The 15,393-nt window shown below is 70.8% G+C and carries 10 protein-coding genes and 1 pseudogene; 6 read left to right on the top strand and 5 right to left on the bottom strand.

What is annotated here, in order from left to right:
* The first annotated feature begins 309 nt into the window (after nt 1-309).
* The 5 genes from B7L92_RS18700 to B7L92_RS18685 all read left to right on the top strand — a co-directional run bounded on the left by B7L92_RS18700 (nt 310) and on the right by B7L92_RS18685 (nt 8,580).
* Nucleotides 310-2,007 carry a M4 family metallopeptidase gene (locus tag B7L92_RS18700; RefSeq protein WP_255311030.1) on the top strand — a complete coding sequence of 566 codons (1,698 nt, stop codon included), beginning with the start codon at nt 310-312 and terminating at the stop codon, nt 2,005-2,007.
* Between the two features lie 381 nt (nt 2,008-2,388).
* Complete coding sequence (locus B7L92_RS18695) at nt 2,389-3,108, top strand: hypothetical protein (RefSeq protein ID WP_255311029.1); 720 nt, start codon at nt 2,389-2,391, stop codon at nt 3,106-3,108.
* 105 nt (nt 3,109-3,213) lie between these two features.
* Entirely contained in the window at nt 3,214-4,830 is a 1,617-nt protein-coding gene (locus B7L92_RS40680) for a LodA/GoxA family CTQ-dependent oxidase (protein WP_159461045.1), read from the top strand.
* A gap of 25 nt (nt 4,831-4,855) precedes the next feature.
* Nucleotides 4,856-5,965: an NAD(P)/FAD-dependent oxidoreductase gene (locus tag B7L92_RS18690; protein WP_159461044.1), complete on the top strand. Its 1,110-nt coding sequence runs from the start codon at nt 4,856-4,858 to the stop codon at nt 5,963-5,965.
* Between the two features lie 410 nt (nt 5,966-6,375).
* Complete coding sequence (locus B7L92_RS18685; RefSeq protein ID WP_081238676.1) at nt 6,376-8,580, top strand: endonuclease; 2,205 nt, start codon at nt 6,376-6,378, stop codon at nt 8,578-8,580.
* Nucleotides 8,581-8,829: 249 nt separating this feature from the next.
* On the opposite strand, the gene B7L92_RS18680 is transcribed toward B7L92_RS18685, so the two are convergent.
* Nucleotides 8,830-9,600: an AfsR/SARP family transcriptional regulator gene (locus tag B7L92_RS18680; RefSeq protein ID WP_081238675.1), complete on the bottom strand. Its 771-nt coding sequence runs from the start codon at nt 9,598-9,600 to the stop codon at nt 8,830-8,832.
* Nucleotides 9,601-10,292: 692 nt separating this feature from the next.
* Here B7L92_RS18680 and B7L92_RS18675 point away from each other — a divergent pair.
* Entirely contained in the window at nt 10,293-11,843 is a 1,551-nt protein-coding gene (locus tag B7L92_RS18675; RefSeq protein ID WP_081238674.1) for an esterase/lipase family protein, read from the top strand.
* 148 nt (nt 11,844-11,991) lie between these two features.
* Here the strand turns inward: B7L92_RS18675 and B7L92_RS18670 are convergent, their stop codons facing one another.
* From B7L92_RS18670 to B7L92_RS18655, 4 genes and pseudogenes are all read right to left on the bottom strand, one after another.
* Nucleotides 11,992-12,645 (bottom strand): M23 family metallopeptidase, encoded by a 654-nt coding sequence (locus B7L92_RS18670; protein ID WP_081238673.1) that lies wholly within the window; start codon nt 12,643-12,645, stop codon nt 11,992-11,994.
* Nucleotides 12,646-12,647: 2 nt separating this feature from the next.
* Nucleotides 12,648-13,415, bottom strand: coding sequence for a peptidoglycan recognition protein family protein (locus tag B7L92_RS18665; protein ID WP_081238672.1), 768 nt, complete (start codon nt 13,413-13,415; stop codon nt 12,648-12,650).
* A gap of 654 nt (nt 13,416-14,069) precedes the next feature.
* Nucleotides 14,070-14,306 (bottom strand): annotated as a pseudogene (locus tag B7L92_RS42455) (alpha/beta hydrolase); the annotation flags it as partial.
* A gap of 280 nt (nt 14,307-14,586) precedes the next feature.
* Nucleotides 14,587-15,072, bottom strand: coding sequence for a hypothetical protein (locus B7L92_RS18655; protein WP_081238671.1), 486 nt, complete (start codon nt 15,070-15,072; stop codon nt 14,587-14,589).
* Between the last annotated feature and the right edge of the window lie 321 nt (nt 15,073-15,393).

Below are 15,393 nucleotides of genomic sequence, written 5' to 3'. Positions count from 1 at the left end.
GCGGGGGCCTCCCTCTTGCGTCGAAGCCGACGGCGATGCTCTGACGCCGCCCGGCCACCGGGGCCGCAGCGAGGTTCGCGCCAAGCCGGCATCGTGAGGGATCCGTTGACGGTCCTCACGTGGGGGTGTTCTCCACGACGGATCCGTGCGGCGCGCCGGCTCGGAGGGCCTGCTCGGGCGGAGGACGCGGTGCCCTGCCGTCCGGTTGCCGCCCCCGCCGCGGCGCGTGACGATCGAAGAGGGGCGTGCGAGGGGGACGTGCGACGGGGCGGGGTCAGTGAGGGCCGAGGGGCAACGAGGGGTATGACCATGCCGCATCTGGAACGTTTCCACTATCACGTCGCCGACGACCCGCTGGCGCGCGGCGCGCATCAGGAACCGGAGATGGTGCGCGGTGTGAGCGCGCCCGAAGGCGCCGAAGGCCGACAGGGATTCAACTCGGCCGAGTCCGCCGCCCGGTTCTACCTGGCCGAGAAGCTCGCCCGGGAAGAGGCGCCGGGGCTGCGTGGCGCGGTTCGCGAGGACCGGCCCGAGCGGGTTCCCGATCTGTCCCTGCTCGAGGAGCGCCGCCAGGTCGGTACGGGTACCACCCTGGTCCGCTTCGAGCAGACCCGGCAGGAGATCCCCGTCTTCGGCACCGAGGCGCTGGTCGAGATCGACGAGGCCCAGCGGCTGGTCTCGATGGACTGCCGGCTCGGCGAGGTGACCGGCGTCGGCTCCGTGCCCGAACTGCCGGGTGAGGAAGCACTGGAACGGGTCAAGACGGCCACCGGCAGCACCGTCACCGCCGAGGAGCTGCCACCGCCGACGCTGGTGTACGCGGACCAGGACGATCACTGGCACCTGGCCTGGCACCTGCGCGCCGTGCCGGCCCAGCTGCCGCAGATGCGCCGCGGAGAGAACCAGCGCGGCCATGGCCTCGACCCGTCCCCGCGCGAGGACTTCCCGCTCACCGGCTACCTGGTCGACGCCTCCTCCGGCGAGATCCTCCAGTCGTACGGGATGACCCCCACGATCACGGTGCCCACCCGGCTGGAGGGCGACGACGAGGTCAGCGTCCATCACCAGTTCCTGGGGAGCCAGCAGGACGGCTCCTACTACCTGGACGACCGGTGGCGGCAGATCGCCACGTACGACCTGAAGTTCACCGACCTCGAGCACGCCCGGCTACCGGCCTCGGCGATCGGCTCACCGCAGGCGGACTTCGGCGCCGGTCAGCGGGCCGGGGTCTCGGCCCAGGTCAATGCCGAACGGGTGGAGGAGTTCTACCGCGATCAGCTCTACCGGGACGGCATCGACGACGCCGACATGGACCTGGTCTCCATGGTCAATTGCATCTACCTCCGCCACGGGCCAGGGCCCGTGTGGCGCAACGCCGTCTGGTGGAACGGGCGTATGTGGTACGGCCAGATCTCCGACGGAACCCGGCTGGTCAGCCTGGCCCGCCATCTCGACGTCATCGGGCACGAGCTGACCCACGGGGTGATCGAAACCTCAAGCGGTCTCATCTACCAGGACCAGTCCGGTGCCCTGAACGAGTCACTGGCCGACACGATGGGCGTCATCATCGCCAATTGGTACCAGGCGCCCGACCGCGGCGACGTACGCACCTGGACCTGGGACATCGGGGCCGGGCTGGGCACCGGCGGGCTGCCGCTGCGCGACATGCGTGATCCCACCCGGACCAGCGATCCCGACCACATGCGTGACTATCTGCACACCACGGCGGACAACGGCGGCGTGCACACCAACAGCAACATCCACAACAAGGCGATGTACCACCTCCTCACCTCGGTCGACGAAGCGGGCAAACCGGTCCTCAAGGTCGAGGAGTGGGCACTGCTGGTCTATCTCGCCCTGGTGCGGCTGCTGAGGCAGTCGGATTTCGCGGACATGCGCCAGGCGTTGCGGGACGTCACCAACACGTATCTCGCGGGGAACGCCGCCCTGCGGGCCGCCACGCTGACCGCGGTCGACACCGCGTATCAGAAGGTCGGCATCGCCTAGTGCCGTGCCTGGCCCCCTCAGGACACGGGAGGACACGGGGCCCGGCCAAGGCCGGGCAGTCGGCGCGTTCGCGCCGGCGGCAGGGGGTCTGGACGGTCCTCGGGCCCGCGCGGGTCGCGGGGCCGGTCCTGTCGACGGCTCCTTGATCGCCCCGACTCCCGGACGACACCGGGGAGCGGCGGTTCACCGGCGGATTCCCGGGCCGACGCCCGCCGTGGTGCCGGCCCTCCGGACGGCTTCCGGGCGGTGCGTACATCGCTCCGGCGCGCGTGAGCCGGCCCTGGACGGCTGTCTTCCGGACCGCGTGCAGGTCTGGGAAAGGCCGGGGGGAGACGCCGTCCTCGGAAACCGCGGACGAGCTTCGTAACGGAGATGATCCCGATGCCGGACCTTGAGCCGAAAGCCACCCACGGAATGGTGGTGGTGGGAGAGGAGACGGTCTATCTGTCCCACATGGCCATGTTCATGGCCCCCCACGCCTTTCAGTACCTCCTCGAAGTCACCCTGCGGAGCGCGGCAGGTGACGCGCGGCAGCTCTACGTCGATGACCGTCGGACGACGGGGACAGCCGTGTACACACTGGCCCCCGAGCCGTTCCGCATCTCCGATCTCGTCGCCCCGGAGGGACAGCGGCCCAGGCTCACCTCGTTCACCGGAACGCTGTTCCGAGGCCATTTCGAGCGGGGCGGCGTGGAAATCCTCGACCCGGTGACCGTCGAGGTGCAGAACGTCGTCCATTTCCATCCTTTCGATCACCACGCCTCCCGGCCCGCGGCCCTCAACTACCTGGCCTTCGGGAAGGGGAAGGAGCTTTTCCTCGCGCATCGGATCACCAAGGCCCCGGACTTCGATCACCACATCGCGGTCCGGCCCGTCCCAGGTGCCGCCGGCCCCGTGCTCACCGATGACCTCCTGCGGGAGGGTCCGCGGCTGGAGATCGCCGGAAGGGCGGATCGCCCGGAGGACAGGCTCCGCGAGAGCGACCGGGTGACCGTGAGGTTCCTGGAGGGCGGGCCGGCCGACGTCGATCTGCAGCTCGCGGTGGGGCGGGAGATCTACGAAGAAGAAGGGGACCTGGCCACCGAGATGCACACCCACTGAACCTGCAGCCGGGGGCTCCCGCGGCCGGTCACCGTCCTCGCGAAGAGACCACGGCGAAGAGACCGCGCCACCTGCTGATCCCCGGGCCCCTCACCGGGAGCGGACATGAACCTCGACGACATCTCCCACTGCGAGATCCACCCCACGGTCGGCATCGCCAGGCTGGGCGACAGCCCCGACGGTTTCTTCATCGGTCCGGAGGCCCCCGACATGCCGCCGCGGCCCGACGGCGGCTTCAAGGACACCGCCGGGCGGATCAAACGCCAGGCCGCCCGGTTCCGCCTCTACGCCTACGACCGGGCCGGTGCCGTCCTGGGCGAGCTCACCCCGGCCGACGCGCACGCGGTCTGGACCGCTGAGCTGGCCAACGCCAAGGGCGAGTGGTTCAAGTTCGCCGGGCGCTTCCACGAGTCCGCGGCGAACGCCGACCGCCGTAACCGGCACATCGATCCCGGTGATCCCTCCGCTCGCGCGCAGCTGGTCATCCGGCCCGGCCCCCGCAGCGTGACCGGTCCCTCCCAGGACGGCACGGGCGCCCGGTTCGACACCGGGACCTTCCTGGGCACCCCGGTGCCGCTGGGCGAACTGCGCACCGACGAGGCCGGCCGGCTGCTCGTCCTCGGCGGCTTCGGGAACTCCGCCTCGGTCAAGGCCGCCAACCCCATCACCCACTTCGCCAACAACGATTCCTGGTTCGACGACATCTCCGACGGTCCGGTCAGCGCGACCGTACGCCTGGGTCCGCAGGGCCGTCCGGTGCCGGTGACCTCCGCCTGGGTCGTGGTGGCCCCTCCCGATTACGCACCCCACACGGCAAGCCTGATCACCCTGTACGACGTCGCCCTGGAGGCCGCCCGCGCGTCGGGCAGGCTGCCCACACCGCCGGAGGTCTCCTTCACCCGGGACATCCATCCACTGCTCGCCCGGCCGGTCCACTACGCATGGGTCAGCGCGGTCGCGCGCATGAGGCACGGCGCCGGGCGGAACTTCCTCACCCCCGACCGCCTCGCCCAGCTGTCCTCGAACGCCGACGTCGACGCCAAGCACCGTCGGGCCGTCTTCGACCGCTTGCGCACGCCGAAGCCCGGACTCATGGACATCGGCCAGGCCAACGAAGGATTCATGCCCGTCCTCGCCGGCGACGGCGGCGATCGGGATCCCGAGCAGCCGCGCACCTGGCTGACACTCCTGCCGGGCCAGTACGAGCGGATGCGGCGCTGGGCCGTCGGCGACTTCCTGGCCGACTGGCCGGGCGCGCCCGCCCCCGCGGTCCCGCTCGAGGCGTTCGCGCCCGGAGACCAGCCGCACGCCCTGGTACGGGCCGCGTTGGAGGCCTGCAGCGGCGGGGGGTTCTTCCCCGGGATCGAGATGACGTACATCGCCGACAACCCGGCCGCCTGGGCCGCGCCCTTCCGGCTGCGCGAAGACCTGTCCGCCGGTGACGTCACCAAGTACATGGCCCTGCCCTGGCAGGCCGACTTCCACGCGTGCCACACCCACTGGTGGCCGGCTTCCCGCCCCGACGAGGTCCTTCCCGAGCCGGAGCACGACGCGCTCGTCCGGGTCGCGGCCGAGGCGTTCAAGGAGTGGGACCGCGGCGTCGGCGACGCTGACGGGATGGTCGCGAAGTGGAGCACTCTCGGATTCGTCGTCGCCCGGACCGGTCCGGACGGCCGCACGGTCCTGGTCGAGACGGAGCGGACCGCTCCGGAGCCCGAGTAGGCCGGGCAGGGGCTGGAGCGGTGCGGTGAGCGGCAGCGGGGCGAACAGCGGCGCGAGGACGCGGCACTGCGACGTCCTGGTGGCCGGTGGCGGCCCCGCCGGGTGCGTGGCCGCGCTGAGCCTCGCCCGGGCCGGGACGCGGGTCGTCATCGTCGCCCCGGTGGCCTCACCCGGCTGGAGGGTCGGGGAGAGCCTTGCTCCCACTGCCCGCCCGCTGCTGGAACGACTGGGGGTGCTCGACCGCATCACCGCCGACGGGCACGCGCCCTGTCACGGCAACGTGGCCGCTTGGGGCGAGGATGCGCTCAGTGCCGCGGGGCATCCGTTCGGGCCGTACGGCGAGGGCTGGCACCTGGACCGGGCCCGGTTCGACGCCACCCTCCTGCGGGCGGCCCGGGACGCCGGTGCCTCCTTGCACACCGGACGCGTCCGCGGCGTCCAACGGGAGCAGGGCCGGTGGCGGATCGTCACGGGTGACGGCAGCGTGCTGTCGGCCGTCCACCTCGTCGACGCCACCGGCCGGGCGGCGAGGCTGGTCCGCCGGCTCGGAGCGACGCCGATCCGCTCCGACCATCTGGTCGCGGTCGCCGGGCTGTTGGGTCCGCCGGTGACGGGGACGGCGGAACTGGAGCGGACTTCGCTGGTGGAGTCCACTCACTGGGGCTGGTGGTACACCGCCCCGCTGCCCGGTGGTGAGCAGATGGTGATGGCCGTGACCGATGCCGACCTCCTCGCCGGCTCCCGTCTGCTCGAACCGGAGGCGTGGCGGGCCCAAGCGCAGCTCACCGGCCACATCCGGGACCGCACCGCCCGTTGGGAGGGACCGCTCCAGGGGCTGCGGGTGCTGGCCGCCGGCTCCACCCGCGCCGAACCGGCGGCCGGGCCGGGCTGGGCGGCCGTCGGCGACGCCGCCACCGCGACCGATCCCCTGGCCGCCCGGGGGATCGTCACCGCGCTGGCCACCGGCCTGGTCGCGGCCCGGGCCGTTCTGGCCGACCGGGCCGGTGAGACCGGCGCCCTGGACGACTACGCCCGGCGCATCGCGGCCGTACATGCCGAGTACCTCACGGTGCGGGCCGCCCAGTACCGGCGCGAACAACGCTGGGACACCCCGTTCTGGCGCCGCCGGCGCTGAAGTCACCTGGGTGTCGGCCGTGTCCCCGGCCGCCGGGATCCTCCGGGGCCCGAAGCGTCTTCGGACGCGTGGCCCGCGGTGCGCTCCCCGGGGCCCCCATCGCGGCAGGGCGCCGACTCGGCTCAGCACGCCAGGAGGCTCGCCGAGCAGTGGACCCGATCCGTACGCCCACGCTCCCGGCCGCAGGCGAACAACACCTTCCACATCATGATCATCTACTCCTTTGCACATACACCCCCCATCTGCAAACATCGGTAGGAGAAAGCACTTTGCGAACAGCAGCGCGCCGCACATCATCCGCGCGCCTCCCCGGCAGAGCCGACGCCTTCATCCGGATGCCGTCCCGCCTGCCCGGAAGAACCGTGTCTCAGACACCACCGCCACGATCAGAACAGGCCAGGAGGCAGATCATGGCCACGGCGGAACTCGCTTCCGAACGAGAGTCGGACTATCTGTCACAGCTGACGATGGCCGCGACACGCTATGCGAACCGGACCGAACGGCGGGAGGAGAACCGATCCGTTCTCGAGACCCGCGGCCCGCTGTACGCGGACGCCCCCGAGCGGGTCGAGAAACGGCTGGCACGTCTCGGCGCCGACTGGGCCATGGCCCGGGCGATCGAGCGGACGCCGACGGAACCCGCCAGCAGCGCGGGAAGCACCCTGCGGCTGCCTCCGGAGACCTTCACCAGTGAAATGCTGGGACTGGAGCGCCTCATCGGGCGCAACAACCTCACCCCCGTCGCGTTCCTGGAGGAAGGCGTCCAGGTCTCCCGCTCGGTCGGCCGGATCACCATCAGCGGACCGGGAGGCGGACACGGCACCGGCTTCATGGTGTCCCCCTCCCTGCTGCTCACCAACAACCACGTGCTGCGCAGCGCGGAGGAGGCGAGCCGCAGCAAGGTCGCGTTCGCGTTCCAGGACGGCATCGACGGAAGCCCGCTCGTACCGGCGGTCTTCCCGTTGGAACCGCTCCGGTTCTTCGTCACCGACCGGGCGCTGGACTACAGCCTCGTCGCGGTGGCCCCGCGTGGTGTTCAGGGCGAGGCGCTGTCGTCGTTCGGCCGGTTGGCCCTCAGCGAGGCCGAGGGGAAGGTCGTCGTCGGGGAGTTCGTCAACATCATCCAGCACCCCCGGGGCGAACCCAAGCAGATCGCGCTGCGCGAGAACCAGATCGTCGACGTGCTGGAGCGGTTCCTGCACTACGAGTCGGACACCCGTGAGGGTTCGTCGGGCTCTCCGGTTTTCAACGACCAGTGGGAGGTCGTCGCGCTGCACCACTCGGCCGTCCCGAAGACCGACGCCGAGGGCCGGCCACTGAGCATCGACGGCACGGTGTGGCGACCGGAGATGGGCGAGCAGCAACTGGCCTGGCGGGCCAACGAGGGGGTGCGGATCAGTCGCGTGCTGCGGGCTCTGCACGAGACGTCCCTGTCCGGTGAGGCGGCCGGGCTGCGGGACGAGGTGTTCACCACCGGGCTCGCCCCCTCCCCCGTGGAGGGCGCCCCTGCGACGCCCTCCGCCAACGGCGGGTCCACCCGGCCGGGGACCGACGGCGCACAAGTGCGGGCACAGGAACGGACGCACGCGGCCGACCGCCCCACCCGGCTCACCGTTCCCCTGCGGATCACTCTTGACTTCGACACGCCCTCGTCCTCGCTGGCCGCCCTCTCCGCCCCGCCGTCCGTGCCCGCCCCGACACCTGAGGCCGCACCGCAGCCGCCCCCGGTCGGACGGCCGGACGTCGTGTCAGCGGTCGAGAAGGACGTCGACGCGGCCCTGATCAACCACCGGCTCGCACGGGAACGCCCCTACTACGACCGGACCGCGGACATCGCCGCACGCGACGCGTACTACGCGAGCATCGGCACCGGCGACGGTGACGCGCTGCGCCGCGCGCTGACCGCACTGCTGACGGACACCCATGAGCCCCGGCCCAGGTACAAGCCGATGAGGCTGGTCTACCCGTGGGTCGACCTGCACAAGGATGGCCGGCTGCGCAGCATCTACTCGGGCAGGGACTTCTCCGCCGAGGAGCTCATACGGGCCGACGCGGCCGTGGCGGAGGCCCGGCTGGCCCGCGTGCAGGAACTCCTGTTGCAGGAGAGCACGGCGGGACCGGTCGAGTTCGAGGCGGAGTTCGACGCCCTGGAGGCGTCCATGCCGTTCAACTGCGAGCACGTGGTGCCGCAGTCGTGGTTCGCCAAGAAGGAGCCGATGCGGGGCGACCTGCATCATCTGTTCGCGTGCGAGGTGGGCTGCAACAGTTTCCGCGGCAACTTCCCGTACTTCGACTTCCCCGACTTCGACGAAGTGGTCCGGGACGCCTGCGGGATGCGCGAGAGCGTGGGGTTCGAACCGCAGGAGGGCAAGGGCTCGGTCGCCCGGGCCACCCTGTACTTCCTGCTCCGCTATCCGGGCCAGGTCGGCGACGCGGCGCGTGAGTTCCCCGAGGACCGGCTGCCGGTCCTGCTGCGGTGGCACGAGAGCGAGGCGGTCACCGAGTACGAGCTGCACCGCAATGCGGCCATCGCGGAGATCCAGGGCAACCGGAACCCGCTGATAGACCATCCCGAGTGGGCGTACGAGATCGACTTCACCGGCGTCTGGCCCTGAGGCCCGCGCCAGGACCCGGCTGGTCCCTCACGTCCGCGGCATCTGTACGCGGAGGGCCGTGCATCACGGCCGGGAGAACGGCGGAGTCCAGGTCGCGGCACGGAGGGGTGCGCGCCGCGACCTGCCAGGACACAGGACGGGCGAAGGTGCGGTTCGAAGGACCGGCCTCACCGAAGTCGTGGGGTTCGGGGCTTTCGGGGGCAGTTCGGCGGCCGGAGCCTCGGAGGAAGAGCCGAAGAGCGCCGGCGATCACCGGAACCGCCCTCGAAGGCAGTCGCGGAAGAGGCGGTCCCGGCCCCGTGGTGCGGGCCGCGCCGGCAGTCGCTCGGGAAGCATCCGGGCGAACCGCGGTGAGGGCGCAACGCCCAGTTCCTCGTTCAACAACCGGCGGAACGCGTCGTAGTGGCGCACCGCTTCGCTGACGTTGCCCTCCGCGAGATGCGCCGACACGATGGCCCGGTGCGCGCTCTCCCGCAAGGGCTCCGCGCGTACGCCTGCCCAGGCCGCCTCCATCGCCAGGGCCGGTCTGCCCTGCCGTATCAGAGCCTCGGCCAGCGTGTCGAGCGCGTGCAGCCGCAGTTGCCGCAGGCGTTCACGCTCCACCGCCACCCAGTCCTCGTCCCATCCCGGCAGCAGGTCCTCTCCGGTCAGGAGTTCCAGCGGCGGCCGGGTGCGGAAGGACGGGCCGCGGTCCTCCACGAGGTCGAGCGCCGTTCGCGTGAGGACGTGGACGTCCACGCGCAGGGCCGGGGAGACCAGCAGTGCGTCTCCGCAGCACCCGATCAGGGACGGCTCCCCGCGCGGCAGCTTCCACAAGGTGGTGCGCAGGCTGCCCCGGGCGTGCTCTTCGGTGACCTCGGGCCACAACGTGCCGGCGAGGACCGTGCGGGACACCCGGCCCCGCAGTCCCAGGAACGCCAGCAACCGCTGGCCATTGCGACACAACTCGACGGTTCCGGTGCCGAGTTCCAGCCGGAACTGGCCGAGCAACCGCAACTGGGGAGGAGACACCGACCTCATCGCCTCACTCACGGTGTGTCGCGTGAGCGCACCTCCGAAGGCTGTCCGGCCTCGCCGACCGTGCGTCACCGCCGTCGGTCCCCGGTGCGACTCCGAGGGCGTACCGCATGCTCCGAGGAGGCCCTCATCACCAGTTTCCGTTCCCCGTCCGCACGGTGCAACCCCGCCGGACGGGGGCCGAGGGCCGGCCGCGGGCGGCGCGTGACCGGTCACGGCGGCGGCCCGAACCGCCGTACGTGTGCGGAGCGGCTCCGCGGCTTCCGCCTGGGCGGCGCGCCCTCCGCCGGGCGAGCGGCACGCACGGCTCCCCATGCCCCTCGGACGCCGCCGTCGCCGAGTACGTCCCTGGGGCGATTGACGCCAGGATGACGTCGCGCTGACAGCGATTCCGTAGCGTCGGACACGAGGGCCGCACCGGCGACGGTCGATTCCCGCGGCCCCGGAAGCGGCCCGCTGAGCACAGGGGAGGTGTCATGACCGTCACGGCGTCCGTCGAAGAGGCCGTACGTCTGCGGCCGGTGGCACCGACCGCTCTCGGTCTCCCGGCAGCGATCCGCGCTGCGACGGCTTCCACCACTGGATCACGCCCGTTCCCGGGCGAGGCACCGGGCGGGCACGTCTCCCCCGCCTTCATCGACCACCCGGCGGCCCGGCCCCCGGGCACCGGTGCGTGCTGAACCGGTGAGGACCGCATGTCCACGCCCCAGAAACTCCCCATCGTCTACGTCCGAGGGTTCGCCGGCGACACGGCAGGCATCGACAAGGCCGTGGCGGATCCCTTCTACGGGTTCAACGAGGGCTCCACGCACATCCGCATCGGACCGGACAACGAGCCGGACTTCTACCAGTTCGAGAGCCCGCTGCTGCGCCTGCACCTGGACGAGGGCTACCGGATCCTGGTCGAGGGCAGTCAGGCGTTCTACCTGGATTCCCACGCCACGATCCCGCCCGACAGCATCTGGATACACCGCTTCTACGACGTGTCCGCGAGCACGTGGAGCGGCAGGCCGAAGGAATTCCGCATGGAGACGGCCGCGGAGGACCTGCTGACGCTGATCGACACGATCAGGGAGAAATCCGGGGCACCGCGCGTCCATCTGGTCGCGCACTCCATGGGCGGCCTGGTGTGCCGTTGCCTGATCCAGAAGATCCTTCCGGACCTCGGCCGCGATCCCGCCGAGTGCGTCGGGAAGCTCTTCACCTACGGTACGCCGCACGGCGGCATCGCTTTCGACGTCGGCTTCGGCATGCTGGAGAGGTTGCGCGACGCCATCGGCATCAACGGCGCGCAGATCTTCGGTCCCGAGCGGATGTACGCGTACCTGACGCCTGAGTCCGTAGCCGATCCGGACGGCCCGCCGGAGGGCTGGGACCCCCGCGAGATGCCCACGGACCGGTCGTTCGCCTTCCCCCACGACCGGGTCTTCTGCCTGATCGGCACCGACCCGGCCGACTACGACGTGGCGCACGGTCTGTCCGCCGCCGTGGTCGGGCCCCGCAGCGACGGTCTGGTGCAGATCGACAACGCCTACGTCCCCGGCGCCCATCAGGCGTACGTGCACCGCAGCCACAGCGGACGCTACGGGATCGTCAACTCCGAGGAGGGCTACCAGAACCTGCGGCGCTTCCTGTTCGGCGACCGCGAGGTGAAGGCCGCGCTCGTCGGCCACCGGCTGCCGCAACGCACGGACACGGCCTGGCAGGCCGAGGTCGGTCTGTCGGTACGCGGCCTCCAGATCGTGATGCACGAGCGGACGAGCGCCCAGTGGTGCCCGATCCAGTTGCGGGACGGCGCGCGGAGCGGCACCGCCGAAGGCCCGGCGGAAGCCGCCGCGGACGCCGACGGAGCCGTACCGCTGGTGGACACCTTCCTGTGCAGCGGCTTGGCCCGTCCCGACGACACCGGCACCATGCGGTACGCGCTGCACCTGCGGATCCTGTCGCTGCGGGAGCGCAACGGCCTGTGGAACTTCGGCGACCACCTGGAGCAGACCGCCGACTTCGACGACACCCTCGTCGTCGACGTCGGCGCCGACGGTGCGACCTCCGTGCCCGCCCTCTCCGCCGTCTGGAACTCGGCCATCACCGGCTCCATCAGGGACTACCACCCGGACAGCCGCGCCCGCAACGACGAGGATCCGGGCCCCGACATCTGGGTCAACCACATCGAACTGCCCGGCACCGCCGTCCCGATCGTGGGTGCGGACGCCCGGATCCGGCTCACCGTGACGCCCTGGCAATGACGGAAGGACGCGAGTCCTTCGTGGCCGCTTCGTCCGACGTCCGGTTCGGCGAGGAGGACGAACGCTGCGTCGGCGCCCTCGGGGCCACCGGTCCTCCGGGGCCCCGAGGGCTCCCGCAGCCGTACAGGGAGCCGGCGCGGACGGGATCTCACCAGGCGGGCTTGCGGACCGCTCCGTAGCCGCCGCCGTGGGGCCGGTCCTCGAAGTGCAGGTGCGGGCCGGTGGCATTGCCCGTGGAGCCCACCCTGCCGATCTCCTGGCCGGCCCTGACCTTCTTTCCCGCCGGCACCGAGCGGCTGGACAGGTGGCAGTAGATGTAAGTGCGGCCGTTGCCGACGCGCAGGCCGACCCACTGGCCGTACGAGCCGCCGTTGCCGTCGGACCACTCTATGGTCCCGTCCCGGACGGCCACGACTTGCTTGCCCGTGGGTGCCGCGTAGTCCTCCCCCGTGTGGTAACCGGCCTGGTACCCGGGGCGACGGACGCCGTAGGGGAAACTGACGGAGTATCCGGGAACGGGGGAGGGCGCTCGGCCGCTCCCTCCGGTCCCGGAGTGTCGCGGGCTGTGGGCGAGACCGAGCTTGGCGAAGGTCCGGGGTCCGGGCAGACCGTCCGCGTCGGAGCCGGTCCAGCCCTGTTTCCTCTGGAACGCGGCGACGGCGGCCCTGGTCTGGTCCCCGTAGTACCCGGTCGCCCCGTCCGCGATCTTGTGCCCCTTGGCGATCAGAGCTTTCTGGAAGGTCTGGATGCAGGAATCCTTCCCGCCGAACACGACGTGCGAGTAGTTGATTGTGGTTGCCATGACTACGCCACCCTGAGATTGAGGCGTTTGCAGGTCTCGACCCCTGGAATGCCGTCCGCGTCGGGGCCGGTCCAGCCCTGTTCCCTCTGGAACGCGGCGACGGCGGCCCTGGTCTGGTCCCCGTAGTACCCGGTCGCCCCGGCGGGTATTTCCCCTCCGTGCTCGATGAGGGCCTTTTGGAGATCGACAACGTCTCCATTGGTTTTCCCGTACTGCAAATTTTCCAGCTCCACAGTGGGGACGACCGGCTCGAGGACGTCTCCGAGTGTTTCCAGGAACCTGGGGAACACCGTGCCGGTGAACTGCTCGGCACGTGCCTTTCCGGGGCACTCCGTCCCGTCGAGGGACCACTTCCTGAACATCCGGTGGACACCGAATCCGGGATCGTTCTCGGAGCGGCAGATGCGCGCCGGAATTCCGTGTGTCCGGTGTGCCCAGACCATGATCTCGACCAGGGTGTCGATCTGGTCGGGGGTCCAGGGGTCGCTGTTCCTGGTGTCGGCCGCGCTCTCGACCGAGATGGCTCGGTTGTTGGCGGACGCGTTGGCGTCGGCACGAACATTGGTGTCCATGAACTGTCCGACCGCCCCGTCGTACCCGACACCGAAGTGGCTCTCGGTGGTGACGCCCCTCTCGTTCCAGAAGTCCCGTAGGCGCTTCGGTGACCACGGCGCGGCGGCGCTGTGCAGGATGAGCTGCGTCGGGGTGATGTGGGGCTGGGTGGTGTTCTCGGGCAGGGGGAGCCATGCGGCTTCGCGGTACCTGGACATCGCCGCCTCCTTTCGTCTGCCGAGTTCATGCGCGACGCCGAGTCCGCCGGGCGGCGCCGTCGACGGTTTCCGCCCGGTATTTCGTAAGGGATGGTCGCGACGCGCGCGGGAATGGCGAGGCGGGAAATGCCCGGGCTCCGTCAGGCGGCCACCGATGGGCCGCGATGCGGTTCGGCATGCGCGCTCGGGGTTCCTCTCCGGCACCGCACCGCGGTACCGGGGACATGCCTGGGCGGCACCGTGCCGTCCCGGCGAGTCAGGCGACGAGGCTTCGCGCTGCTTTTCCTGGATTGCTGCGAGTCCGGTCGGTGACTTCCGTCGGCGCCAGAACCGCGATGTCCACCATGACCATCACCGCCGAATCGTGGACGGACTCTCATTCCATCTTACGCAGAGGCCGGGATGGGGGAATACCTCGAAAAATTTGAAGGGTGAATTTATCTGCGCCTCCTCCGGCCGTCCCTCCGTCATCAATGATCGAGCCGTGTCATTGTCATTTCCGGCTGTTGATCTTTTCGGCGGGTGTCGGCGGGAATCGGGCTGCGGCATGCCGGTCGTGCGAGATTTTCCGAGGGAGCCGTTCCGGTTTCGTGGGGGCCGAGGTCCGGCGGCCGGTCCGGTTCGCAGGCGGGGCAGGGCGCCGATCGCAGGTCCCTACGACTGCGCGAGCCGATCGCGCAGCCAGGAGTCGACGCCGCTGAGCGCCGTCCTGGCCATTGCCGTGGGATGGCCCGTGAAGCCGTGGGGCGCCTCGGGGTAGACCCGGACCTCGACGTCATCGCCGGCCGCCGACAAACGACCTGCCAGCGCCAGGTCGTCCTCCAGCAACACGTCGGTGCTCCCGACGATCAGCAGCGTCGGGGGGAGCCCGTGAAGGGCGCCGTAGAGGGGGGGAGATTTCGACGGCAGGCGAATCGGCGGTACGAGGAACAGCCCTCCTCGCTCGTGCCTCCTTCAACTCCTCCGGTGTGCTCGGGCCACGGCCCGCCGCCCTCGACGCGTAGAAGTCACGGGCTTCGTCGACCTGCTCCGCGGGCACGCCGGCGAACAGCACGTCCGGTGCGGATCGCACGTGTCCTCCTCCTCGTCCCGGTGAGGCCGCCGCGGTACTGGCCGTACGGCGACGGAACGCCGGCGGGTCCGCCGAGCGGATCGCGGAATCGTACGGGAATCAGTCCTCCTCGTCGGCACGGCCCTCTCCCGCCATGTACCGCCAGACCAGGGCGTGCGCCAGGATGATCAGGAAGATCAGCATGAGAGCCTCGGTCTGGATGGGGCGCAGCCCGACGTGGCGGGCGAGTTCGGGGAAGGCGCCGACGACGGCGATCAGGGCGTAGAGCAGTGCGGCAGCGGCCTGCTGCCAGGTGATGAAGTGGTCGCCCCGGACACGGCCCAGCAGCCGCAGGGTGCACGCGCAGCCGATCACGGAGAGGGCGATGAAGGCCGTCCGCCAGACCTGCGGCTGTTCGGTACCGCCGACCTGGGCGAACAGGCCCATCAGGGCGGGCAGCAGAAAGGACAGGTAGATCCCGCCGACGATGCGGCGCAGGGCGGGGTCGCGCATCCAGTCGGTATGGCTTTGAACGACGTTCCACCACAGGCCGACCAGGGCGAAGCAGGTGGTGGAGAAGAGGGCGTAGAAGGTACTGACATCCATGGACGACGAGAATGGCAGCGCCCCCGGCTCCGACGGGCGCCACACGCCCTGTGCCCTCCAACGCCGCCGGTACGGACTAGGCCGGGTCCGCACAGTGGTTGGCGCGTTGGTCTGTTCGTGGTGCGTCGTCATGAGAGGAGCCGAGCTCTTCGGACAGATCGCGCCGGGGCGAGCGGGTGCGGTACGTCCACGCGTCGGCGGCCCGGTCCGGCCCCACGTCACATCACCGGCCACCCACCCGACACTCGCCCCCGGTGCCGGGGGGCAGCCCGCCCCGGCACCGGGGGTGTCTCCTCACTCCTCGTCGCGCAGCCGGGCCGC

Source organism: Streptomyces viridosporus (genome assembly GCF_002078235.1).
Lineage (GTDB): Bacteria > Actinomycetota > Actinomycetes > Streptomycetales > Streptomycetaceae > Streptomyces > Streptomyces viridosporus.
This window is presented reverse-complemented; position numbering and strand designations above follow the sequence as displayed.